26 protein-coding genes are annotated in these 23035 nt (G+C 38.8%); 22 read left to right on the top strand and 4 right to left on the bottom strand.

From position 1 onward, the window contains the following. The first annotated feature begins 70 nt into the window (after positions 1–70). The 4 genes from AC3WJG_RS15135 to AC3WJG_RS15120 all read left to right on the top strand — a co-directional run bounded on the left by AC3WJG_RS15135 (position 71) and on the right by AC3WJG_RS15120 (position 2318). Positions 71–583: an Imm6 family immunity protein gene (locus tag AC3WJG_RS15135; protein WP_225049834.1), complete on the top strand. Its 513-nt coding sequence runs from the start codon at positions 71–73 to the stop codon at positions 581–583. Positions 584–699: 116 nt separating this feature from the next. Beyond that, positions 700–1230 carry an ankyrin repeat domain-containing protein gene (locus AC3WJG_RS15130; RefSeq protein WP_337134372.1) on the top strand — a complete coding sequence of 177 codons (531 nt, stop codon included), beginning with the start codon at positions 700–702 and terminating at the stop codon, positions 1228–1230. 53 nt (positions 1231–1283) lie between these two features. Then, positions 1284–1778, top strand: coding sequence for a hypothetical protein (locus AC3WJG_RS15125; protein ID WP_225049836.1), 495 nt, complete (start codon positions 1284–1286; stop codon positions 1776–1778). A 27-nt stretch (positions 1779–1805) separates the two neighbouring features. After that, positions 1806–2318, top strand: coding sequence for a hypothetical protein (locus tag AC3WJG_RS15120; RefSeq protein WP_337134371.1), 513 nt, complete (start codon positions 1806–1808; stop codon positions 2316–2318). Between the two features lie 34 nt (positions 2319–2352). On the opposite strand, the gene AC3WJG_RS15115 is transcribed toward AC3WJG_RS15120, so the two are convergent. Next, positions 2353–3228: a glycerophosphodiester phosphodiesterase gene (locus AC3WJG_RS15115; protein ID WP_430247618.1), complete on the bottom strand. Its 876-nt coding sequence runs from the start codon at positions 3226–3228 to the stop codon at positions 2353–2355. 268 nt (positions 3229–3496) lie between these two features. Here AC3WJG_RS15115 and AC3WJG_RS15110 point away from each other — a divergent pair, with 268 nt between their 5' ends. The 4 genes from AC3WJG_RS15110 (at position 3497) to AC3WJG_RS15095 (ending at position 6334) form a co-directional block, all read left to right on the top strand. Next, complete coding sequence (locus AC3WJG_RS15110; RefSeq protein ID WP_221840616.1) at positions 3497–4216, top strand: endonuclease V; 720 nt, start codon at positions 3497–3499, stop codon at positions 4214–4216. 94 nt (positions 4217–4310) lie between these two features. Continuing rightward, the gene (gene uptA, locus AC3WJG_RS15105; RefSeq protein ID WP_098432951.1) at positions 4311–4904 is read left to right on the top strand and encodes an undecaprenyl phosphate transporter UptA; all 594 of its coding nucleotides are present in this window, start codon (positions 4311–4313) and stop codon (positions 4902–4904) included. Between the two features lie 135 nt (positions 4905–5039). Beyond that, positions 5040–5324, top strand: a complete 285-nt coding sequence (locus AC3WJG_RS15100) for a DUF3219 family protein (protein ID WP_014459792.1) — start codon at positions 5040–5042, stop codon at positions 5322–5324. Positions 5325–5338: 14 nt separating this feature from the next. Continuing rightward, positions 5339–6334 carry an LLM class flavin-dependent oxidoreductase gene (locus AC3WJG_RS15095; RefSeq protein ID WP_102813982.1) on the top strand — a complete coding sequence of 332 codons (996 nt, stop codon included), beginning with the start codon at positions 5339–5341 and terminating at the stop codon, positions 6332–6334. 17 nt (positions 6335–6351) lie between these two features. Here the strand turns inward: AC3WJG_RS15095 and AC3WJG_RS15090 are convergent, their stop codons facing one another. Beyond that, positions 6352–7266, bottom strand: a complete 915-nt coding sequence (locus tag AC3WJG_RS15090; protein WP_043982973.1) for an aminoglycoside phosphotransferase family protein — start codon at positions 7264–7266, stop codon at positions 6352–6354. 92 nt (positions 7267–7358) lie between these two features. Here AC3WJG_RS15090 and AC3WJG_RS15085 point away from each other — a divergent pair, with 92 nt between their 5' ends. Together AC3WJG_RS15085 and AC3WJG_RS15080 are read left to right on the top strand one after the other, a co-directional pair. After that, positions 7359–7556 carry a hypothetical protein gene (locus tag AC3WJG_RS15085; RefSeq protein ID WP_098524954.1) on the top strand — a complete coding sequence of 66 codons (198 nt, stop codon included), beginning with the start codon at positions 7359–7361 and terminating at the stop codon, positions 7554–7556. A 131-nt stretch (positions 7557–7687) separates the two neighbouring features. Beyond that, complete coding sequence (locus AC3WJG_RS15080) at positions 7688–8101, top strand: GNAT family N-acetyltransferase (protein WP_028408268.1); 414 nt, start codon at positions 7688–7690, stop codon at positions 8099–8101. 40 nt (positions 8102–8141) lie between these two features. Here AC3WJG_RS15080 and AC3WJG_RS15075 read toward each other — a convergent pair whose 3' ends face one another. After that, on the bottom strand, positions 8142–9728 hold the full coding sequence (locus AC3WJG_RS15075; protein ID WP_102813984.1) for an MptA/MptB family glycosyltransferase: 1587 nt from the start codon (positions 9726–9728) through the stop codon (positions 8142–8144). Between the two features lie 154 nt (positions 9729–9882). Further along, entirely contained in the window at positions 9883–10419 is a 537-nt protein-coding gene (locus tag AC3WJG_RS15070; protein ID WP_014459798.1) for a DL-endopeptidase inhibitor IseA, read from the bottom strand. Between the two features lie 292 nt (positions 10420–10711). Between AC3WJG_RS15070 and AC3WJG_RS15065 the strand changes: the two genes are divergently transcribed. The 12 genes from AC3WJG_RS15065 (at position 10712) to AC3WJG_RS15010 (ending at position 22951) form a co-directional block, all read left to right on the top strand. Continuing rightward, positions 10712–10834: a hypothetical protein gene (locus AC3WJG_RS15065; RefSeq protein ID WP_013057357.1), complete on the top strand. Its 123-nt coding sequence runs from the start codon at positions 10712–10714 to the stop codon at positions 10832–10834. Positions 10835–11133: 299 nt separating this feature from the next. After that, complete coding sequence (locus tag AC3WJG_RS15060) at positions 11134–12369, top strand: Zn-dependent hydrolase (RefSeq protein ID WP_014459799.1); 1236 nt, start codon at positions 11134–11136, stop codon at positions 12367–12369. 167 nt (positions 12370–12536) lie between these two features. Beyond that, positions 12537–13175: a response regulator gene (locus AC3WJG_RS15055; RefSeq protein WP_028408271.1), complete on the top strand. Its 639-nt coding sequence runs from the start codon at positions 12537–12539 to the stop codon at positions 13173–13175. A 4-nt stretch (positions 13176–13179) separates the two neighbouring features. Next, positions 13180–14301, top strand: a complete 1122-nt coding sequence (locus AC3WJG_RS15050) for a sensor histidine kinase (RefSeq protein WP_098249556.1) — start codon at positions 13180–13182, stop codon at positions 14299–14301. A gap of 101 nt (positions 14302–14402) precedes the next feature. Then, the gene (locus AC3WJG_RS15045) at positions 14403–15341 is read left to right on the top strand and encodes an ABC transporter ATP-binding protein (protein WP_098249557.1); all 939 of its coding nucleotides are present in this window, start codon (positions 14403–14405) and stop codon (positions 15339–15341) included. A 19-nt stretch (positions 15342–15360) separates the two neighbouring features. Then, positions 15361–16467, top strand: a complete 1107-nt coding sequence (locus tag AC3WJG_RS15040) for an ABC transporter permease (protein ID WP_028408274.1) — start codon at positions 15361–15363, stop codon at positions 16465–16467. Between the two features lies 1 nt (position 16468). After that, positions 16469–17617, top strand: a complete 1149-nt coding sequence (locus AC3WJG_RS15035) for an ABC transporter permease (RefSeq protein ID WP_102813988.1) — start codon at positions 16469–16471, stop codon at positions 17615–17617. Between the two features lie 245 nt (positions 17618–17862). Then, complete coding sequence (locus AC3WJG_RS15030; RefSeq protein WP_081085311.1) at positions 17863–19053, top strand: iron-containing alcohol dehydrogenase; 1191 nt, start codon at positions 17863–17865, stop codon at positions 19051–19053. A gap of 45 nt (positions 19054–19098) precedes the next feature. Further along, positions 19099–20532 carry a GntP family permease gene (locus AC3WJG_RS15025; RefSeq protein ID WP_028408277.1) on the top strand — a complete coding sequence of 478 codons (1434 nt, stop codon included), beginning with the start codon at positions 19099–19101 and terminating at the stop codon, positions 20530–20532. Between the two features lie 216 nt (positions 20533–20748). Then, complete coding sequence (locus AC3WJG_RS15020) at positions 20749–21075, top strand: IDEAL domain-containing protein (protein ID WP_013083444.1); 327 nt, start codon at positions 20749–20751, stop codon at positions 21073–21075. Between the two features lie 120 nt (positions 21076–21195). Then, complete coding sequence (locus AC3WJG_RS15015; RefSeq protein WP_492588366.1) at positions 21196–21741, top strand: DJ-1/PfpI family protein; 546 nt, start codon at positions 21196–21198, stop codon at positions 21739–21741. Between the two features lie 97 nt (positions 21742–21838). Beyond that, the gene (locus tag AC3WJG_RS15010) at positions 21839–22951 is read left to right on the top strand and encodes a CdaR family transcriptional regulator (protein WP_328241044.1); all 1113 of its coding nucleotides are present in this window, start codon (positions 21839–21841) and stop codon (positions 22949–22951) included. The last annotated feature ends 84 nt before the right edge of the window (positions 22952–23035 follow it).

The following is a 23035-nucleotide window of genomic DNA, read 5'->3' as shown; positions in this document are numbered from 1 at the left end:
AAGAGCAAAAGATATATGGACGGAGGCGTTAAGCTCATCATAGTGAGGGAAATGGAAACGGAGTTTAAGAATGACTAATGCTAACTTCAATAGTTTAACAGAACATGATAAAGTGATATTTTTTCTGGCACTTTCAGAAAAAGTGGTACCGTTACTTTTTCGTACGGAAGATCAAATTTTAGCCCGGAAAGTTATATGTAAATGCTGGGAATGGTTAAAAGACAAAGAAAATAGTGGAGATACTCTTTATGAATTATTAGATCACGAGGAAAATGGTATCACAATAATTCAAGAGATGTCAGATAATAAAACAGATGTGATAGCCTGGGACTGTATTATTGATGCAGTTGCTTATACTAGTAGAAAAGCATTTGAAAGAGAAGGCGTCGAATATTACCCCGAACCCATTGCTTTAGTGGATGATACATTAGTAGAGCATTTTATAAATGGTTTTGAAAGATGTATAGAGAATGCGGATAGTTACATAGAAAGATTAACTTCTTTATTAAATGATGATACGAATAGGAAAACAATGAATGATCTGCGAACAAAAGTGTTAAAAGAACTACAAATACGACAGTGATTTTAATTGATCACAACTATTTAAAAGCAAAAACGGTAGAAACAGCTAAATTATTGAGGGAGATGTCTATATTAAAACACGGCAATAATGGGCGACTACATTAAGGGGGATATGATTTGGAGAAAAACAGCGTCAATAAAGCAATAAGAAATGCAATTAAACTTGGTGACATTAACTCAGTCAAAGAATTAATAGGTAGTAATACAGAAATTCTACATACCATGACTCCATTTGGTAGCTGGTTGCATATAGCAACAAAAAAAGGACAGATGGAAATAGTAGAGTATCTAGTGCATAAAGGAATCGATGTAAATATAAAAGGGGATATATTTGATGCTTCTCCCTTACGAGTGGCAGCAGGTGAGGGGCATGTAGATATAGTACAGTACTTAATCCAATCTGGAGCAGAATTAGATGTAAGCTCAGCAAAAAGAAATCCATTGTTCGCAGCAATTTACGGTGGTCATAAAGAAGTAGTTGAACATCTAGTTGATCAAGGTATAGATATTTCCGTTCAATATACCGGAGAGAATATCGAGGATATGGATGCGTACCGATATGCTAAGGAATTTGGACAAATAGAAATTGCTGAATATTTAAAGCGAAGGCTGAATGAAAAAGTACAAAAGAGAGTGTTTAAAGATTAATTAAATCGTATACAACAGGTCACAAAGCTAATAAAAGCAAGGAGGTCCATCTCATGCTAGAACCTATATATGCTGAAAACGTAATTGTCGGAGTGGTACATAAAAAGCAGTTTCAATGGTATGTAACCGATCGAGAGCTATGGTATTTAGATTATGTGAAGTTTGTGCAAGCTTTTGAAAATGAAGGTGATTTAGCGGTTGATGCATATATTGAACCTGAACGAAAAGGAATGGAGATTCTCAGCAGTGAAAATGCTGGGCTTTTTTTAAAACGTATAGAGTCATATAAAGGAGATGCAGCTACTCTTTTAAAGCTGTTTGAAGATAAAATAGAAAGCGGAGAGGAAGAAGACGTATTAGACTTTATCCCTTCGTTTTTGGTGGACTTTGATGAAAAAACGTTCTACTCACTGTTTCCTGAACCGGCTTCATTTAAAGAATATGTTCCAAGCGATTGGGAAGGAACGTATGAAGACTTTACAGGTTTGATTCCAGAAATAGAAAAGTATTGGGTAAATAAGGACGGAGAAAATTTATTTGAGCTGTGAAAGTAAACAGAGCATGGAGGGATAACGTTGTTTCGTGTTCAAACATTCATTAAGCGTCCAGGTATTTTGATTACCGATTTATCATCTCTATATGAAAAGGAATCGCACTATTTTATCGATATATCAAATGAAGCAGAACTCATTCGTTACGGTAATCAGTTTGATTTTACCTGTCTTGAAGGAGCTATTAAGCTTGAATACTATGGTGAACCGCTTCTTGATGTATCTGCATGGGACGTTATAGATGGGATGTGGCTTTATTTGTTGAATGCAATGGAGAATTTAAAAGAGACCGGGTATGGAGAGATGAATTTTCCAGATCAACCGTTAGTATTAACCTTAAAATCGGCTTCTGAACAGTTTGTACTGTATACCTTGCATACATCTCCTCCCGTAAAAGCAGTGCTTCCGAAACAAGACTTTTTTATGATGGTGTTAGGAGGAGCGGAGCAGTTTTTTAAAACGATGGAGAGATGTTTTAAAGGGAACTTTCAATATTTCAATGAAATTAAACGTATTGAAGCGTTAAAAAGGCAGTAAGGAAGACGAGGTTACTAGTAAAAAACTACAGGAACTATGGCCACATTGTGACGGCAAGTGTAATTACTCGGCGTGCGCTTCCTTTTTCGAGCTGTTGTCCGATAGCACTTGATGTTTGCACCCAATTCACTTCATCAGGATAATTCGTAATCACTCCGTCACTTTTTGTTTTCCACAAAAATGAAGCCGGAAGCCGCTTGGTTCCAGACCACGGCGATATTTTCATTCCGGCAGAATGAACTTGGTGGATAAGAGCAGGCGTTAGGATGTCATAGGAAGGGTTAAAGTAAGTGGCAAAATCAGCAAATTGCCGGATTGAGTTTGGGTTTGTATCTCGCTCTGAAGAAGTTAGTATGCCTATAGGAACGTTTGGGAGAAGCTCATGCATTTTTTTCATGGATGAAACGTTAAAAGACTGAACGATAACGTGATCGAGCTGTCGCTTGTTGATTTCAAAAGCTACTTTTCTTTCAATTCCAGGATAAAGTTCCGGGGCTTTTAACTCTATTAATATACCGATTTTTCCTTGAAATTCATCTAACACTTGTGAAAGAGTTGGAATTTTTTCGTTCGTAAAAGAATCCCCTTTCCAGCTTCCTGCGTCCAAGCGCTGAAGCTCAGCGTACGTTAGCTCTCGAACGTGTCCGCTTCCGTTTGTTGTTCGGTCTACGGTACGGTCGTGCATAATAACGAGTACACCGTCTTTGCTTTGCTGCACGTCAAGTTCAATGTAATCCGCATTCATTTCTAGCGCTTGGTGAAAAGCAGCCATTGTATTTTCAGGTGCGTAAGCGGAAGCTCCTCGGTGCGCGATGTTCGTAAGTTTTTCTTCCGTGCGTGCAAAAGCAGAAGAGGCGATTGAACAGCATAACAAGGCGACGGCGCTTAGACCAGCTAAATATTTTTTCATCACGTTTCTCTCCTATGCGTTGGTATAGAAACAGCGTAACGAAAAAATGTGATGCTGATATAGAGAAAGTGTGTGGAAAGCGTTGACATTTCGTAAAGAAAAATAGGGATTTTTTCATGGTGATGTTTACAAAAAATGCGTAAACGAATAGGGATTTTAATCAAACGTTAAGGAAACAGCGCTATAATAAAAGGTGTGAAAAAAAGAATAGGAATTTCTTAGAAAATAGTTGTATAATAGGTGAGTCAGTCAATGAAAGGAATGGAACATGGATATTCAGTACATACATACGTTTACGATGCAAACAAAAGAGGAGTGCCGGACGCTTCAGCAAAAGCTAAAAGCACAAATTGATTTAACATCAGGCGTCAAAATGACGCATATACATAACTGTGCTGGTGTTGATGTTGCGTATTGGGAAGAAAACGGCATATCTTACGGAGCTTGCAGCATTGTAGTGGTTGATTATCAGACGAAAAACGTTGTAGAAAAAGTGCACAGTGTAGGAGAAGTAACTGTTCCTTATCTTCCTGGATTCCTAGCTTTTCGAGAGCTGCCTTTAATTCTTGAAGCGGCTAAAAAACTTCAAATAGAGCCCGACGTGTTTTTATTTGATGGCAACGGATATTTGCACTACGAGCACATGGGAGTAGCCACACATGCTTCGTTTTTTCTCAATAAACCTACCGTTGGAATTGGGAAAAGCTATTTAAAGATCAAGGGACATGATTACGTTATGCCTGAAGATACAGAGGGCGCTTATGAAGATATTGTGATTGATGATGAAGTTTATGGTAGAGTAGTAAGGACAGCTAAAGGGGTAAAGCCCATTTTTCTGTCGTGCGGAAACTATATTGATTTGGACATGTTATATCAGCTTATGATGCATTTTATTTCAAAAGAAAGTAAGCTTCCAATTCCGGTCCGCCTAGCGGATCTGCATACGCATGAGCTGCGGAAAAGGTACCGGCAGTCAACAGGGAAGTAAGCTGTTCATAATGAGTTCATAGTTTCCTTTTATACTGATGGTTGGAATATAGTAGTAGTGTAAAATTATTAAAGAATGAGTAAGGTGATTAAAGGTGAGTTCATTTATTACGAGTATTTTGGATTTTTTAACGAGCCTTGGCTATTTAGGTATTGCGCTCGGCTTAATGATTGAAATCATTCCAAGTGAAATTGTACTAGCCTACGGGGGGTATATGATTTCTAAAGGCATGATTAGTTTTCCTGGAGCAGTCATTGCCGGAATTATTGGCGGAACGATTGCACAGTGGTTTTTATATTGGATTGGAGCCTACGGAGGACGTCCGTTTCTTCAAAAATACGGCAAGTACTTATTTATTCATGATAAGCATATCGATCTTGCGGAAAACTGGTTTAATAAATACGGCGCGGGTGTGGTTTTCTCCGCTCGTTTTGTCCCGGTTGTTCGACATGCGATTTCGATCCCTGCAGGTATTGCTAAAATGCCGTTTTGGAAGTTTACGTCTTTAACCGTGTTAGCGATGATTCCTTGGTCGATTTTATTTATTTACTTAGGCGGAAAGCTAGGGGAGAACTGGGCGAATATTGAAGACGTAGCAAGCAAATATACGCTTCCGTTTGTGGTTGCGGCATTTGTGATTATTGTTCTTTATTTCGTATTCAAACGCACGCGTGCAAAGCGCGTATAAGATCGTTTTTGGACTAAAAGCATGGCAAAAAAGCCATGCTTTTTTTGCATGGGCAACCAGAAGCTCTTTTATTTGCTCATGACTTCTTCAAGTGCTATTATTTTTCATACGCACTAAAAAAGGAGACGATTTAACGTGGTACAAGAAATTGTATTAAATGATACGCCTATTCAAATTTACAGCTATGAACAAGAAATTGTAAAAGGCAAAACAAAAGTTTCAGTTGATTTCAAAGTAACAAGTGAGGAATATCATGATATTACTACACTTTTATATAAAGGTACTTTTCATGTAAATGTCCCGGAAGAAGATCTGGATTTCCAAGGAACGATTCATCAGTACTCTACGTCTTTTACAAATTTATATGAAAAAGGCCAGGTAGGGGATTTTTCATTAAGTTTAATTGAAGTGAACGAATAAGGAGCAGATGTGTGATGAAAGTAAGTATACTCGACCAATCGCCTGTTTCATCCCATCAGACCCCAGCGGAAGCGTTAGAAGCATCGATGCAGCTGGCCAAAGCGGGTGACAAGCTTGGCTATGAGCGCTACTGGATTGCAGAGCACCATGATTTGTCTGGACTTGCCTGTTCGGCTCCTGAAGTGATGCTTGGCTATATCGGCGCACAAACTAATAGAATTCGAATTGGATCGGGAGCGGTGCTGCTGCCTCACTACAAGCCGTATAAAGTAGCTGAAACGTATAACATGCTTGCAACGCTGTTTCCAGGGCGCGTTGATTTAGGAATTGGGCGCGCGCCGGGTGGATCGGCTGAAGCAACAAATGCGCTGTCGGAAAACTTCTTGCAGCAAGTATTTAAAATGCCTGAACTTGTTAAAGAGCTTCTGCAGTTTTTAGACGATAAATTTCCGGCTGAACATGAATACGCAAAGCTTTCAGCTTCGCCGCTGCCTCCTGTCTCTCCGGAACCTTGGCTGCTTGGCACAAGTAAAAAAAGTGCCGAGCTCGCCGCTAGAAACGGAATGGCCTATACGTTTGGACAGTTTATGAGTGAACAAGATGGTTCAGCTATTATTGATCAGTACAAACAGGCATTTCAGCCAAGACGGACCGGTGATCAGCCTTATGCGATTGTCACTGTATCGGTCATTTGCGCTGAAACAACGGGGCAGGCGCATCGCATCGCAACGAGCTCACTCGTATGGAAAATTCAGCAGGATAAAATGGAAGCAAAAGGTGTGCCTTCTATTAAAGAAGCGGCCAGCTATCCGCTTACAGAAGAAGAAGAGAAAAAAATGAAGAAGATGAAAGAAGCTATGATTATCGGAAACCCGGAAGAAGTACACGTCCGTCTTCAAGAAGTTCAAGCACGCTACGGAGCGGATGAACTCATGCTTGTCACCATTACGCACGATCCGGCTGACCGATTAAAATCATATGAGCTTGTCGCAGAGAAATGCAAAAAATAAGAGCCAAATGTCGGCTCTTATTTTTTATGCCCGTAATAGTACTCAAATAAGTGCTGAAATGCTTCTATAGCACGTAAAAAAGAAGCGGCGTCTTGGCGGTCTTCTATTAACCAGCACGTGGCTAATACAGAATGAGCGTATCCCCACAGTAAAATGCGTTTTTTACTTACGTTCAGTTCTTTTACAAATATATTGATTCGATGGTCAATTGTCTCTGCCACGTTTGTTTTAGGCAGATGATTTAAAAGAAAAGGGATAATTTCGTACTCTTTTTCTCCAATTAACCCTTTTGGATCAATTATTTTCCACGCCTCACCAGACTGTAAGATGTTATCATGATGCAAATCACCGTGAAGCAAAAAAAGCTGCTGAGAAGTGCGGTTTAATTCAGAGAAAACGGCTAGTGCGTGTTGAAGCGTTTCAGAAGAAAGAAAATCAATACCGCTTGGATACATTTGTGTATACTCTCGAAGCTGCTTCTCTCTTTTAACGGCTGTTTCGATAGTGGAGTCCGAGTGAGGCATGCGCCACAGGGATTTCATAAGCCGAGCAGCGGTTAACGCAGCTTCGTCTTTAGTTGATAAAGAGGAAAGCGGGCATCCGGGAGACAGCTTTTCAAGCAGTAAAATGCCTTTTTCAGCATCGCTGTCCACGACCTTTACCGTGCTCTCACCAGCTAGTGCTGTCAGTGCTTCTTGCTCATGAAGCAGCTCTGAAGGCTCTACAAAAAGTTTGACAACTAGTTCACTTCCATCTGCTTTGCGCGCAGGAGCAACAAAGTGGTAAGAAAGGGGAAAGTGACTGTGAATGTTGATACGCCAGCGCTCTTCACAGTAGCGAATAAGCTGAGGAAAGTCAGTTAACCACTTTTGACCTTTATGAGAGTGAAGGTGAGTAATCGTATCACAAAACGTTTGAGGCAACGTATGCATGCGTTTGTCTCCTTTGTTGTTTCCAATTTTTTCTGATAAACTCATCATATACAGTCTATATAGAATCTGTAAAGAAGGAGGAGATCCTACATATGAAGAAAAAGAAGGTGAAATCCCCTTGGGCTCTTGCGGGGTTCCCGGTTTATATCATGGGGTTTTCACTTTTACTTGCTGGAAGCGCACCGGAGTGGCTAGAAACGGTGAGTAAAATCATGATTGTTCTTGGAGTCATTTTGCTTATTATTGCAGGAATTGATCTTAAAAAACGAAAAAAATCAGTACAAGCCTAAAAAACTGCCGTTTGGCAGTTTTTTTATTTGGAGAAAGGGTAACAAGATAACTAGATAAAAATGTTGAATTATTATTCTATTTAATGTATAAATATAATATAGAAAGCAACGGTATTGAAAGGAGAATGAACGTGTCCTACGTAATAAAAAAAGAGGTTCCGCTATTTGAGCAGTTTGCAGCTCTGCATGAAGCGAGCGGATTACATAAAAGTAAAAAAGGAAATTATACAAAAGAACAGCTGTTTGAAGCCGCAGCCAACAGCTGGTTTAGAGTCGGCATTTATGACAATGACCGATTAATTGCATTCGGCCGTATGATTTCAGACGGAATTTACCAAGCGCTTATTTGCGACGTAATGGTGGATCCCACATACCAAAACAAAGGGCTTGGAAAGCAAATTATCCAAGAGCTGTTGACGAAATGCCAAGAAAGCGGAATTGAATCGATTCAGCTGTTTGCAGCAAAAGGAAAGCATCATTTTTATAAAAAATTAGGGTTTCAAGAAAGAGAAGAAGACGCGCCAGGCATGTCGCTTGTTATATAAAAAAGCTCAGTGATCAATCATACTCACTGAGCTTTTTGTATTATGCAGTTTTTAAAACCGTACTTTTTTGGACTGAATTCCAAGCAACTTTTACTAAATAAACAACAAGCAAAACGTTTAGCATAGACGTAGCAAACATAGAAAACGGATAGGACGTACTGTTTTGCATATTGCTGTTATCGTATAAAACAAAAAAAGTGTTCATAAAAATACTGATGCTAAATCCAAAGGATAAGTAAAGCAAGTTTTTGTCTTTCAAATAAATATAAGCGAGCAAAGCAAGAGCTGCTGCTGGAAATAAGTAGCGTTCATGCATGCTTGAAGAAAACGTAAATACTCCGGAAATTTGAATAAGTGCTGCAAGAGCGGCGTATTTAAAGCTGCGCCCTTTTATATAAATAAGCCATGAAAAAACAGTTGTTGCCACGATAAAAATAAGTCCCCACGTATGATAGCTGAAAAACAGCAGCGTTGCAGAGCTGTCTTTATAGTTTGCGCCTATTAAACTAAAAAAGTTATAGGCGTTAACAGAGGCATACGGGTACTCTCCAATGGTGGATGAGAATAAATCAATAATCCACGCAGGACTTTTTCCTGCTGAAAAAGGCAATAAAATCACAGCAGCAGTAAAAGCCGCCGTTAAAGCAATACCGAAGAAATGTTTCACTTGCTTTAGGCGAATGAGTTCGAAAAATAAAATAGGCAGGATAATAATCGCCTGCGGCTTCATTAAGACCGCTGCTGTAAAAATAACGGCCGACGCGTAAATTCTTTTTTCCGTAATCATTACAATCGCTAGGACAATAAGCAAAGTGAAAAATGAATCGACTTGTCCCCAAAACGTTGAATTAACTAAAATGGCCGGATTAAATAAATACCCAATTGCTAACAGATATGCAAAAGAAGGTGCCAAGTATTTACGAGCTAAACGATAGAGTAAATAAGATGTGACGACATCTGCTAAAATAGGCGGGATTTTAATCAACAGCGAAAAATACTGCTGAAAATCCGGTAAACTGCCAACTTTCCCAACGATAAACAAGATATAAATATAAAACGGCGGGTAATCGCTTCCGCTTTTAGCGTAGAAATTTGAAAAATGATTAGCCGCAACCGATGCCCAGTTTTTGAAAAGAGATGCATCCATATGAGAGCCTACCCACGGAATCAGTGCAATCCGGATAAATAGTCCAGTGCCAAGTAATGACCATAAAATAACGCGAGAATGCCCTATCGAATGATGCCATTTCTTTTTCTTTAATAATCCGTAAACGAAAGCTGATGCTATAAAAAAGCCCACCGTATAAAGAGCGAGCGGTGCTTCATAGTCTTTATTAGCTCCTTGACTTCCGGCACCGTTATCCATAGATAGATTATGAAAAGGCGTTACGTGTTCTCCGGAATTGCTAGACGAAGCGGGACCGTTTCCTGAAGGAAGACGATGATCCCTCGAATTATTATCAGAAGCAGATATACCATTCGTAATCTTTTTTAACTGATGACTTTCTTGAATCGAAAATAAATGTTCTTCTCCTTTGTAGTGTGATAGTGAAACGATACTGAAAACAAATGCTAAAAGAAAAGCAGCCATTACGATAAAAGCCGTTCTTTTTTGTAGTATGTTCATATAAAATCCTCCGATGACAATGTATCGAATAAGTAGTAGTGTGTATCCATACTATAAGGGGAGTTAGTGAAAATAAAGTGAAACTTCTTTAATAAAGAGCGGAAGAGAGAGCATAAAAAAACAAGGCCTTAGAAGACCTTGTTTTTTATATTGCTTATAGTACAGCATCAAACTTATTTACTTTCCACTGTGAACCAGATTTATAAAATGTAACGGTGCGTTTTACACTTCCTCCGTCAACTGTTGGAACCGTAAATTGATAAGAGCGAACATCGGCACGCTGATAAGTTAGTTTTGCTTTTGCTTTGTTCCACTCTAGCATGCTGAATCCGTCACCGACAGGACGAGCAAGCTTTCCGTTATATGTGATGTAGCGATAATTTGTTAATCCTTTTTGAATAGCACTGTTTGTAAACGTTTCAGATAAGTAGCTTACTAGTTTGCTTTTTGTATTAAAATCTTGACAAAGATATGAGTACTGAGTGCCTTTATAATTAAATGTTTTTTGAGTACATAAATTACCTTTAGATCCATGAAGTGCATTCCAGAAATGGTTGCTTGCGTTTGCTGCAATTTTTACCGCATTAGTCGTTGATAGATTTTGTGATGCTGCTTGAGCTGTAACTCCTGTGCTTAGTGAAAAGAAAAGAGCAAGTGATGCTAAGATTATTCCAAATTTTTTCATTTCCATTTCCCTCCTACTCATTCATTGAAATATATGTAACATTCATGCTGTTAATATTACAATTGTTACATTTATATTACAATACTTCTTTAAAGAAATAAAGAGTATTTCTTATATATGTTTGAATTATTCCCGTATTTTCTTAAATAAAACGTAGAATTAAAAGAAAACATATAAACAGTATGTCAATTATGTGTCACATATTTCGTCGCTTTACAAGTTCGTATATAATAGGAATAAACCGACCAGTATGCTGATGTAGGTAAATAGGTCAGGCACAAAAGGAGAACGTAGACTAATGGGTGTTTCAGAAGTAACATCAGGAATTATTATTACCACTGCTGTAATTGCTATTGTGATTATTACAGTCGGTGTTTTAGCTACAATGATTGCGATTGCGAAGAAAGCAAATAAAAAGTAAGTATGTAGAGGAGAGTTAGTATAATAACTAATTCTCTTTTTTTTGAAAAAAACCTATCGCTATTTTTATAATAAAAATGCATAAATAACGCGTGCATTATTCATAGAAAAAAGCAGGAAATTTACGTTTTGAAGCTAATAGATACATAAGGCAAACTGCGCACTTTCATTATAAAAATAATGGAAGGGGTTCTAACAGACTTCAAGTGATATCGCCTATTTTATGTCATAATGAATGATATTCATTAACACCGCATCTTAGACGCACTTTATAACCAAATAATGAGGAGAGTGGTTGAGTTGCAACGACAAAAAGTAGCAGTGAATGGAGAAAGGTTAAAAAATACGCTTGAACGATTTGCCGATTATGGACGAACACCTAATAACGGTGTAACCCGCCTAGCACTGTCAGAAGAAGATCGCCTAGCACGAGATTATTTTTGCTCATGCTGCCGGGATCTTGGAATGGATATTAAAATCGACGATCTTGGATGTATTTACGCCACGCTTGAAGGACTAGAAGATAAGCCGCCTGTTGTGATTGGCTCACACATGGACAGCGTAAAAAAAGGCGGAAGGTTTGATGGAATCCTCGGTGTAGTTGCAGGGTTAGAGTTAGTAAGGACGCTGGTTGAACATAATATTAAGCCGAAGGTGCCGATTACCATTGTTAACTTTACGAATGAAGAAGGAGCGCGTTTTGAGCCTTCTATGATGGCTTCAGGTATTTTATCGGGCAAGTTTCAAAAAGACGTTATGATGAAGAAGACAGATGTTGACGGCGTGACGTTTAAGCAAGCCCTTCAATCATGCGGATATGAAGGCGATACGAGTAGCCGTCTTACTGAAGCATCGGCATTTGTAGAATTACATATTGAGCAAGGGCCTATTTTAGAAAGAGAAGCCAAATCAATCGGTGTAGTCGAGTGCGTGCTAGGAATGGTATGCTATGAAATTGAAGTTACCGGGGAGTCAGATCACGCTGGGACGACGCCGATGGACATGCGGAAAGACGCACTTTTTGCAACTAATAACCTGATTGCTGAAGCTCGTCATGAGCTCGGCAGATTAGATTCAAATTTAGTCTATACAATGGGTCGTATGAACGTACTGCCTAATATTCATACCGTTATTCCAAATAAAGTTATTTTTTCGCTTGAAGCGAGACATACGGATGAAGATGTCATTGCATCTGTGGAAAAAATTATTCAATCACTGCCTGATCAAGCGGAGCTGTTAGAAGGCTGCGAAGTGCGGGTGACCAAGCTTTGGGGTCGCGATACCGTGTGGTTTGATAAAACGGTTTGCGATGAAGTGGAAGAGTCGGTTCGTTCGCTTGGGTATTCCTACAAGCGAATGGTAAGCGGAGCTGGACATGACGCACAGTTTTTAGCTAGCTATATTCCGACGGCTATGATTTTTATTCCGAGCGTAAACGGAAAAAGTCATTGTGAGGAAGAGTTCACTCCTTGGGAAGAATGTGAAAAAGGTGTAAACGTACTTTTAGAGACGGTGATGAAGTTAGCTCAGAAGTAATGAGATAAAAGAGTAAACCTGCGGAGGTTTGCTCTTTTTTAGTGCTTAGAAAGACTGCGAACTATCGCATTGAACTTTTGGTTTATTATGGCTACAATAAATGAGAAGCATCGGGATGGATGTGAAAAAAGGATGTGAAAAAAAGTGAGGTCTTCTCACTTACAGAAATGAAAATTACTATTATTATTGCAGATGATAATTCGTTTATTCGAGAAGGAATGAAAATTATATTAAATACATACGAGGAATTCGACGTTGTCGCTACTTTAAAAGATGGTCAGGAAGCTGTTCAATATTGCAAGAATCATTCCGTTGATATTGCATTGTTAGATGTAAGAATGCCTGTTATGGACGGTGTAGAGGCTACAAAGCTTATTTCAGAGTCAACGAAAGCAAAGCCGCTTATTTTAACTACGTTTGATGACGATGAATATATTATTGATGCCGTAAAAAACGGAGCTAAAGGCTACTTGTTAAAAAATACAGAGCCAGAGCGCATTCGAGACGCAATCAAAAGCGTGTTCAACGGGCATACGGTTCTTCAAGATGTTGTGCTTGATAAAATCAAATCAAGTTTAAACGCTGCAACTGAGCGCGAGTCAAAAGCGGATATGACACAGTTTACAGAGCGTGAAACGAGCATTATGACGCTGATTGCCAAAGGGCTTTCGAACAAAGAAATTTCTAAAACACTTTTTATTTCAGAAGGTACCGTAGCAAACTATATTAGTTCGATTTTAAGTAAGACAGGACTGGAGCACCGTACTCAAATTGCTATTTACTATTTAACCGGTAAAGGGAAGTAAGGCTATGGAAGTCGGATTAATGATGACTAAGCTCATCCTTATACTGTTTTTGGCTATTACGTACATTCAGTTTAATTATGTACACTCGATTTCAGCTATTGTGTTAGCACTGCTTCTTTACAGCTGTGTTAACATTGCAGCGTCCATTGTGAAAAAGAGCGTGTTCAAGCGCATGTTTATTGTTAGTTCAATTGTCCTTATTCTATATTGTGCGTATAAACTTCATCCTTTGTTTTTTCTTCTTTTGCCGCTAAACCTTTGTGAGCTTATTGGAGAATCAGTCGTGAAAAAATGGATGGTGCTGCTGCTTGTTTTGCTTCCAATACTGCTTGTTCCCTCTGATATTAGCGCGCTGTATGTGTTAGTCGCTGCGTTTACTTTCTTTATTTATACAGGAGCAGCTCTTTATCAAAAGAGGACAATCAATTATGAACAAAAGCTTGATGAAATGAGAGTAAGTATGCAAAAGCTGCAAAAGCATGTGAATGAAAATAAAGAGTATGTGAGACAGTCTCAATATGCTTCAAAATTAGAAGAGCGAAATCGATTATCGCAGGAAATTCACGATAAGATTGGTCATTCAATGACTGGAGCACTTATTCAAATGGAGGCAGCAAAGCATGTAATGAAGCAAGATGAAGAAAAAGCGCTGTTTCTTCTTCAAAATGCAATTACAATTTCGAAAGAAGGCATTGAAGAAATCAGGTTAACGTTAAAAAGTATAAAGCCTCCGGCTGAGCAAATAGGAATCAGCAGGCTTAAATTATTTATTGGAGAATTTGAGGCTAAACATAGTATCGCACTGCCTCTTGTATACAAAGGGAATTTGGATCTTATCACCCCTCTTCAGTGGAAAATTATCCATGAAAATATAACGGAAGCTATTACGAATGCCTTAAAATATGCAGAAGCAACAATGATTTCTATTGAGCTTCATGTATTAAATAAAATGGTTAAAGTAGAAGTCAAAGACAATGGAAAAGGGGCTCACTTGTTTCAAAAAGGCCTTGGCATAGCAGGAATGGAAGAGCGAGCCGCTTCCATTAACGGAACGGTGATCGTTGACGGGGCAAACGGATTTTCTGTTACAACGCTGCTGCCGATAGGTGAGAAACTTCATACATAAATAATGAGATTTCTCATGGAGAAAAGGTGAACTTATGCACTGACGTAAGTTTGCCTTTTTTTCATAAAATAAGGATATACCAACACACTAGAGGTGAAATGATGAACGTATTATCGATTCAAAAATTAACAAAGAAATTTGGAGATTTTATTGCGGTAGATAATTTGTCTTTACAAGTAGAAGAAGGAGATATATTCGGCTTTTTAGGAACAAACGGAGCAGGAAAAAGCACAACGATTCATATGGTGGCTAGTCTGCTTCAAAGCAACAGCGGCGATATTGAAGTGCTTGGGAAAAATATAAAGAAACACCGAAATTTCGCAAAGATGAACATTGGAATTGTTCCGCAGGACTTAGCGATTTATGAAGATTTGACAGCCTATGAAAATGTGAAGTTTTTTGCAGGTCTCTACGGATTAAGAGGGTCAATTCTTAACGAACGAGTCGAAGAAGCTTTAGCGTTTGTAGGGCTTTTAGATAAACAAAAGGCGTATCCGAAAAGCTTTTCAGGAGGAATGAAAAGAAGGTTAAATATCGCATGCGCAATTGCTCATCGACCGAAGCTGATCATTATGGATGAACCGACGGTTGGCATTGATCCTCAGTCGCGAAATTATATTTTAACATCTGTAAAAAAGCTAAATGAAATGGGAAGCACAATCATTTATACGAGTCACTATATGGAAGAAGTAGAAGAGGTATGTACAAAGATTGCGATTATTGATCACGGCAAGATTATTGCTGAAGGAACAAAAGAGCAGCTGAAAGCTATTATCACTGATGCAAAAGATATTTGGATTGAAGTAAAAGAAGCAGACGATATAGATTGCAGCGGTCTAAAAGAAATTCCAGGCGTAACAGCCGTTACGTATGAAGATGGAATCATTAAAATTAATTCAAGCGCCGAAGTGAATAACTTGAACAAAGTCATTCATTATTTAATGACGCATCATATCGAAATTAAAGCAGTTAAAGAACAAGCCCCTAATTTAGAGACGGTCTTTCTGACGCTCACAGGTCGCAGTCTAAGAGATTTATAAAAGAAAGGAGGAATGAGGAATGAATATTATTGCAATTGCTTTAAAAGAAATGAAAAGCGATCTGCGAGATAAGCGTGCATTTATCTTTATGATTCTCTTTCCGCTGGCGCTTGTCCTTATTTTAGGAACAGCTTTGTCTCAAGCCTTTAATAACGACATGAAGATAGACGACAGTTATGTTCTCTATAAAATCGACACAAGTAATGAAGAATCTGCTGCTTTTAAGCAGTTTGCTGCCCATGCAGAAAAATCGGGCATTCATTTCAAAGCGCTGAAAAAAAATCAGGATGGAAAAAAAGAAGTAAAAGAGCAGCGCTATACAGCTTATGTAGAAGTGAAAGAAGGAGACATTCATCTCTACGGAAATGAAGAAAACAGCATTGAATTCAACATGGTCCAAGGTATGTTAAGCACTTTTGTGGATAAGTACAATGTGGCGATGGAAGTGGCAAAAGTAAACCCTCAGCAAGTGGATAATCTGCTCCGTGCGTCTAAGCATGACTATATTCAAGAAACATCTCTTCATTCTCAAAAACAGCCAAATTCAATAGACTACTACGCCATTTCAATGACAACTATGATTGTTTTGTACGGATCTATCTCAGCGAGTTATTTAATTAGAGGAGAGCGTATGCGAAATACAGCTAGTCGATTAGTAGCCGCACCGATTAAAACCGCTGAAATTTTTATAGGGAAAATTTTGGGCACTGTTTTGGTTCACGCCATTTGTGTATTAGTGGTCATTATGTCGACTAAATATTTTTTTGATGCCAACTGGGGAGATCATTTACTCTTAGTACTCGTAATGTTAGTATCTCAGATTCTTTTTGCCATTAGCTTTGGATTAGGAGTTAGCTACCTTACGAAGACGGAAGCGGCGTCAAGAGCAATTATTATGGTTGTTATTCAAGTGTCGTGTATTGTGGGAGGAACCTATTTTCAAAATGGATCTGGAGAGGGAGTCGTCAATGTATCACCTTTAACTTGGATGAATAATGGACTTATTAAATTGATTTATACAAATGATATCGGCGCTTCTCTTTCAGTTATCGGGTTGAACGTAGGCTTCTCTATTTTATTCCTGGGCATAGCAATTGTGCTTTTGAGAAAAAGAGAGGGGTTATAACATGAAAAATATCATGTGGCTTGTCACAAATATGCTAAGAAATATGCTGCTTAGAAACAAAAGGACGCTTGTGCTTGTTATTGGTTTGCCTATTGCAGGGATTTTAATGTCCGTTCTTATTTATGGAAATGCAGGAGGGACTTCGGTGAATATCGGAGTTGTCAATCACGATTCAACGGATATTACAAAAGATACCGTTCAGTTTTTAAAAGGACTGCATAAAACAAATGTTAAAATGCTTACGGACAAAGAAGTGGATCATGACATTACGTCAAAGAAAGTTGATGCGGTTATTACCTTTGAAAAAGGGTTTTCTGACAGCGTCAAAGCGAACAAACCAGATCATATTACAATCACTTCAATAAAAGGAGCAGAAGTAACGAGCTTTATTAAGTCTTATCTGTATCAATATATTGATAATATTTCTGCGCTGAATCAAGCTGCTGAAGGCGACGATGCTGCGTTTAAACAAATGTATGAGAATTATCAAAAAGCGCCATTCCACGTCTCTACGCACGCCCTTGAAGACAAAGGAACCGATCAAAATATTGTCAAGCAGACAATTGGGTATTTAATTATGTTTATGCTTTTTTCTGCGGTGAATTTATCGGCTCTTATCACAAAAGAAAAAGAGCAGCGAACGTATTTTAGACTGTTAGCTTCGCCAGTTAGCGCAAGGCAATACGTGATATCCAATGTTATTACAAATATGATTTTATTAACTCTGCAAGTAATGATTACACTTGTTTGTATTACGACTCTTTTTCACGTAGATATGAACATTCCCGTGTGGCAGCTGTTTTTCATTTTAGTTTTGTTTGGTCTAGTAGCCATCGGCTTGTCTCTTGTAATTATCGCTTTTACAGAAAGTTCAAAAGCAGCGAATGGTCTTCAGACGCTTATCATCACGCCAACTTGTTTACTGTCCGGCTGCTTTTTCCCGCCTGAATTTATGCCGGATGTGATGCAGAAAATAGCCGACTTTCTTCCTCAAACGTGGGTATTAAGTACGTTAAAAAGTGTTCAACAAGGAGCTGATTTAAGCAGCCTATGGTTAAATATCAGCATTTTACTAGCTTTTGCACTTGTTTTTTTCCTGCTGTCTATTTATAAATTAAATCGAAATAATACTGTTCAAAAGTTTATTTAAATGGTAAAGTCAGAGAATACCTCTGGCTTTTTTTGTAATTTTTAAAAAGTTACAAAAAAAGATTGAAAAATATAAGATGAAATTTTAGAATGAAAGAGGAAAGGGGTATACAAAAAGAGAATAAATAGGGGAGAAAAACGAAGTTCATGTTGGTTTTTTGCACAAATAAATGAAATCGCTTACATAAGTCAGCATGAAAAGACGGAAGGAGAGATTGTCAGCGAGATAACAAAGGGGGAAAAACAGTGGGAATTTATGAACTACTTGTACCACGCACGGTTTTATATGGAGAAGGATCATTTTCTAAAATTGGAGAACAGGCTGCACTGCTTGGGACAAAGGCATTGCTTATAAGTGATGACGTTATGGTGAAAGCAGGCAATGTAGAAACTTGCCGTCGTTACTTAGCAGAGGCTGGCATGGACTGTGCCGTGTATACAGGCGTAAATTCAGAGCCGACAGATATTCATCTAGATGAAGCGCTTGTTATATGTAAAACGGAGCAGTGCGATGTGGTTATTGCCTTAGGGGGAGGCAGCTGTATCGATACTGGAAAAGCGGTTGCCATTATGATGACAAATGAAGGGCAGCTACGAACATATTTTCAAAATCAACAAGATTTTCAAGATAGTCCTCTTCCTTTGGTTGCCGTGCCTACGACTGCTGGAACAGGCTCAGAAGTGACGAAAGCGACTGTTATTACAGACACGGCGTACGATGTGAAAATGATGCTTGCAAGACCTCAATTATTGCCTGATACAGCCATTGTTGATCCGTTATTAACTCTATCATGTCCAAAACACGTAACGGCAGCTACAGGAATTGATGCACTCAGTCATGCAGTGGAAGCGTATTTGTCTAAAAAAGCACATCCTTTTACAGATTCACTTGCGCTTCAAGCAATTGAGTTAATCATGAAAAATATCCGTCTTGTGTACAGAAATGGAGAAAATGTTCAAGCAAGAAACGAAATGGCCTATGCATCTATGCTGGCAGGAATGGCGTTTTCAAATTCATCTGTTGCTCTAGTGCACGGTATGTCAAGACCTATTGGCGCGTTATTTCATGTGCCGCACGGTATTTCTAATGCGATGCTCCTGCCTGCGGTTTTGGACTATACAAAAGAGGCTTCAATCGATCGTTTAGGTGAAATAGGACAAGCTCTTTTTCCGAACGTATCATATACAAAAAAAGAAGGAGCAGATGTGTTAATTGAAGCCATCAAGCAGCTTTGTATCGACTTAGAGATTCCTAATCTTCAAACGTGGGGCATTGATCGCCAGCTATTTTACGCGGCGGTTGAGAAAATGGCAGCAGATGCGATTCAAAGCGGAAGTCCTGCTAACCATCCGGTTGTACCGACGGCAGAAGAAATTATCCAGCTGTATTACACGTGCTATGAATATGAGTTTGAGTCTGCACTTTATAAAAAATAAGATAAATTCAAAACAAATTGAATGAGGGACGAAAGGGGAAACGTTATGGATTTGCTGATTATTTTGCTGTCTCTGGGGCTTTTGATGCTGGTTGCTTACCGCGGATTTTCAGTTATTTTGTTTGCTCCACTTTGTGCGCTGCTAGCCGTTATTTTAACGGAACCAAGCTATGCACTCCCGTTTTTCTCAAACGTTTTTATGGAGAAAATGGTTGGGTTTATTAAAAACTACTTCCCTGTCTTTCTATTAGGAGCAGTCTTCGGAAAGATGGTAGAAATGTCTGGAGTCGCTGAATCGATTGCGAAAACAATTGTTAAAGTAGTAGGGGCTAAACGCGCCATCTTGGCTATTGTTTTAATGGGAGCAATCTTAACCTACAGCGGCGTAAGTTTATTCGTTGTTGCGTTTGCAGTTTATCCGTTTGCGGCTAACTTATTCCGCGAAGCGAATATTCCAAAACGATTAGTACCGGGAACGATTGCATTAGGAGCTATTTCGTTTACCATGGATGCACTTCCGGGTACGCCGCAAATTCAAAACGTTATTCCAACGACTTTTTTTAAAACAGACATCTATGCTGCTCCGACACTGGGGATTATCGGATCGGTGATTGTCTTTAGCTTAGGTCTTTGGTATTTAGAAAGCCGAAGCAAAAAAGCAAGAAAAGCTGGAGAAGGCTACTACGGGTTTAATAATGAACTAGCGGCTGCTGCAGAGCTAGAAAAAGAGTCTGTGCCTTCTACAGAACCTAAATATGACCCTAGCGTAGCAAGACAGATTCTTGCATTTGTTCCGCTCGTGCTTGTAGGGGTTGCAAACAAATTTTTTACTGTTTCTATTCCAAAGTGGTACCCAGACGGTTTTGATTTTGCCAAAATTGGTCTTGAAGCGTTCGGAAAAGTAGATTTAACCGCAGTTGTTGGTATTTGGTCAGTAGAATTGGCACTTGTTATTGGAATTATTACAACGATTGCGTATGACTGGAAGAGAGTGACTACTGGTTTCCAAGCGGGTCTTAACGCAAGTATTGGCGGAGCGCTTCTCGCTGCGATGAACACGGGAGCTGAGTATGGCTTTGGAGGCGTTATATCATCTCTTCCTGGCTTTGCAACCGTTCGTGATGGTATTTCACATACCTTTACAAATCCGCTTGTCAATGGAGCTGTTACGACAAACATTTTAGCCGGTATTACGGGCTCTGCTTCTGGAGGTATGGGAATTGCGCTTAGTGCGATGGGAGATAAGTATGTAGAAGCTATTAATCAGTACAACATTCCTCCTGAAGTTATGCACAGAGTTGTAGCGATGGCATCAGGCGGTATGGATACGCTTCCTCATAACGGAGCCGTTATTACCCTGCTTGCTATTACCGGGTTAACCCACAAGCAGTCTTACCGAGATATCTTTGCCATCACTGTTATAAAAACGCTTGCATGTTTCTTGATTATTGGAATCTACAGCTTAACTGGACTGGTATAACAAATAAAGAGGCTGAGTTTAGTTAAAGAAAAATCCGAACGATGAATCGTTCGGATTTTTTTATTGTTGCAGTGATTTAGTTATATATCAAGCTTTTGGCTCTAAAACAGATTCTTTGACTTTCTAAACTGTAAGTATTATGATTACACTACTTTCTGCAGTACTATATGCCGTTACATTAATTCTTAGCATGTTTATGAAGAAAGGAGAATGACTGTGAAGCTATTTGAAGGAAATTTAAAAGTAGGTGACTGGGTCAAAGGAAAGTCTCGCGACGGTGAACTTATATACGGATATATTAAAACGATTAATCCATCTAAAAAAGCAGCACTAATCAACGTTGTGAAAAGTGATGATGAAAAAATGGTCGGCACAACCATTGGCATGATGGATGAAAAAATAGAGAAGCTGCCTCTTCAAAAAACGGCGCACGAAGAGCAGATTCTTTCATTGATTGACCTTGCGCTGCTAACAAAAGATAAGGCTTGGTTTAGTGAATTAACAGCTGAATTAAAGAGATTACAAGATAAAAAGCAAGGCTGACATTCCTGATAAGGAATGAAGGCCCTGCTTTTTTTATTATTCATAGGGGAAAAGCAGGAATGGAAAGCCGCTTGCGAGAAGAAGTAAGTGACAACATTAAGAAAGAAAAGGTGATAAAAGATGAGTAAACGTGTCTTGATTTTAACAGGAGATGCCGTGGAGGCATTAGAAGTTTTTTATCCGTATTATCGCTGTTTAGAAGAAGATATTCAGTGTACCATTGCTTCTCCCGTGAAAAAGAAGCTCCAAACGGTTGTTCATGATTTCCTTCCAGAAATGGAAACATTCACAGAGAAAACGGGATATAAAATTGATTCTCACGCTTCTGTCGATGAAGTGGATCCTGCCGATTATGATGGTCTTATTATTCCTGGAGGACGGGCGCCTGAATACATTCGAATGAACACAAAAGTTCAGGAAATCGCTGCGCATTTTTTAAAAGAAAATAAACCTTTAGGCGTTATTTGTCATGGTCAGCTCGTGTTAACGACGGTTAGAGAGTATCTGCAGGACAGAGAAGTGACAGCGTATCCTGCTTGCCGACCGGAAGTAGAAGCGGCGGGTGCTGTATTTGTGGAACAGACGCTTCACGTAGACGGAAACCTAGTAACCGGACAAGCTTGGCCGGATTTACCTAAATTTATGAAAGAGTTTTTAACGTGCTAAAAAAAGCTGAAAAAGTGAACGCATAATAAAAAAAGCGGGCTGGGAGAAAACCATTCTTTCAGCTCTTTTAATTGATGATAGGTGAGGTGTAAACAACGTGCAGCTAGTGTCTGAACTGTCGAAGAAAATTATAAAAGAAGTACAGCTTGTGATGAAAGAACATGTAATTGTAACGGATATACGGGGAATTATTATTGCGTCTACAGAAGAAAAGCGGGTTGGTTTTTTTCATGAAGGCGCGTGGAACGTGATGCAAAAAAAGAAAAAACTATATATCTCCAAAAAAGAAGCAGCTGATTTAAAAGGAGTTAAGCCAGGAATTAATTTGCCCATCAGTTATCAAGGAGACATTATTGGCGTTATTGGCATTACAGGTACTCCAGAAGCTGTTGAGCCTTTTGCAGACATTATTCGAAGATTAACAGAGCTAATTATTCGCGAGGCATATTACATAGAAACAAAGGAATGGGAAAATAAAGGAGTAGAAGCTTTTTTTCGTGAATGGATTTATAGCCAGCAAGTAGATGCAGAATTTATTGAACGAGGCCATATTTTAGGAGTACAAGTAGACAGTGCTTATTGCTGCACGCTGTTTCAAATTGATTCATCTCTTTCGAAAAAGAAGCAGAAGCAGGTGCAAGAAATGATTCGCTACTGGTTTGAAAGTCATAAAGCTGAAGGAGATTATATCGCAAATTGGGGATACGATCGCTTGCTTTTACTTAAAGAGGCTGTAGGTGAAAAGGCAAGGCAAGGATTTAAAGAAGAATTAATAAAATGTCAGCAGTATATTCAAGCAAACAACCAAGTTATGATCACTATTGGTGTAGGAAAGCCAGCGGAGCAATTTAATTTGCATGCTTCATATGAAGAAGCGAAAAAAGCGCTTAAAGTGGCTTCAAAACGTCAAACCGTTGTTTTTTATGAGGAGCTGCTGATGGACATGATTTTAGAAGACGTTTCTGAACCTGTAAAAAAGGAATTCTTGAGTCGAGTGCTTTCTTCCATTCAAAAAGAAAAAGAGCTTCTCGAAACGCTGAAATGCTATTTAGCCAACGATCAATCTTTGAAAAAAACGGCGTTTGATTTACATATTCATATTAATACGCTTCATTACCGCTTGAAGCAAATGAAAGAACTAACAGACATTGATCCAAAAAGCGTAAAGGGTATCACGCTTTTTTACCTTGCGCTGTCTCTATTAGAGTAAGTGCGCCCTTCGTTAGATAAACATACAAAAAATGAGTTTTTAAAGCGCTTTTTTTTAGTTTTTTATCCATAGCCCCTCGTGGTT

It is taken from the genome of Priestia sp. FW507-14D1A (genome assembly GCF_058781295.1).
The sequence above is the reverse complement of the archived record's forward strand: the minus strand, read 5'-3'. Positions and strand labels throughout refer to the sequence as shown.

Coding starts and splice junctions, on each gene's coding strand:
- AC3WJG_RS15035 (WP_102813988.1), top strand. CDS start 16,469: ATGAAAAATATCATGTGGCTTGTCACAAATATGCTAAGAAATATGCTG.
- AC3WJG_RS15070 (WP_014459798.1), bottom strand. CDS start 10,419: ATGGAAATGAAAAAATTTGGAATAATCTTAGCATCACTTGCTCTTTTC.
- AC3WJG_RS15090 (WP_043982973.1), bottom strand. CDS start 7,266: ATGCATACGTTGCCTCAAACGTTTTGTGATACGATTACTCACCTTCAC.
- AC3WJG_RS15135 (WP_225049834.1), top strand. CDS start 71: ATGACTAATGCTAACTTCAATAGTTTAACAGAACATGATAAAGTGATA.
- AC3WJG_RS15095 (WP_102813982.1), top strand. CDS start 5,339: ATGAAAGTAAGTATACTCGACCAATCGCCTGTTTCATCCCATCAGACC.
- AC3WJG_RS15025 (WP_028408277.1), top strand. CDS start 19,099: ATGGATTTGCTGATTATTTTGCTGTCTCTGGGGCTTTTGATGCTGGTT.
- AC3WJG_RS15050 (WP_098249556.1), top strand. CDS start 13,180: ATGGAAGTCGGATTAATGATGACTAAGCTCATCCTTATACTGTTTTTG.
- AC3WJG_RS15110 (WP_221840616.1), top strand. CDS start 3,497: ATGGATATTCAGTACATACATACGTTTACGATGCAAACAAAAGAGGAG.
- AC3WJG_RS15040 (WP_028408274.1), top strand. CDS start 15,361: ATGAATATTATTGCAATTGCTTTAAAAGAAATGAAAAGCGATCTGCGA.
- AC3WJG_RS15075 (WP_102813984.1), bottom strand. CDS start 9,728: ATGAACATACTACAAAAAAGAACGGCTTTTATCGTAATGGCTGCTTTT.
- AC3WJG_RS15065 (WP_013057357.1), top strand. CDS start 10,712: ATGGGTGTTTCAGAAGTAACATCAGGAATTATTATTACCACTGCTGTA.
- AC3WJG_RS15125 (WP_225049836.1), top strand. CDS start 1,284: ATGCTAGAACCTATATATGCTGAAAACGTAATTGTCGGAGTGGTACAT.
- AC3WJG_RS15045 (WP_098249557.1), top strand. CDS start 14,403: ATGAACGTATTATCGATTCAAAAATTAACAAAGAAATTTGGAGATTTT.
- AC3WJG_RS15015 (WP_492588366.1), top strand. CDS start 21,196: ATGAGTAAACGTGTCTTGATTTTAACAGGAGATGCCGTGGAGGCATTA.
- AC3WJG_RS15115 (WP_430247618.1), bottom strand. CDS start 3,228: ATGAAAAAATATTTAGCTGGTCTAAGCGCCGTCGCCTTGTTATGCTGT.
- AC3WJG_RS15085 (WP_098524954.1), top strand. CDS start 7,359: ATGAAGAAAAAGAAGGTGAAATCCCCTTGGGCTCTTGCGGGGTTCCCG.
- AC3WJG_RS15055 (WP_028408271.1), top strand. CDS start 12,537: ATGAAAATTACTATTATTATTGCAGATGATAATTCGTTTATTCGAGAA.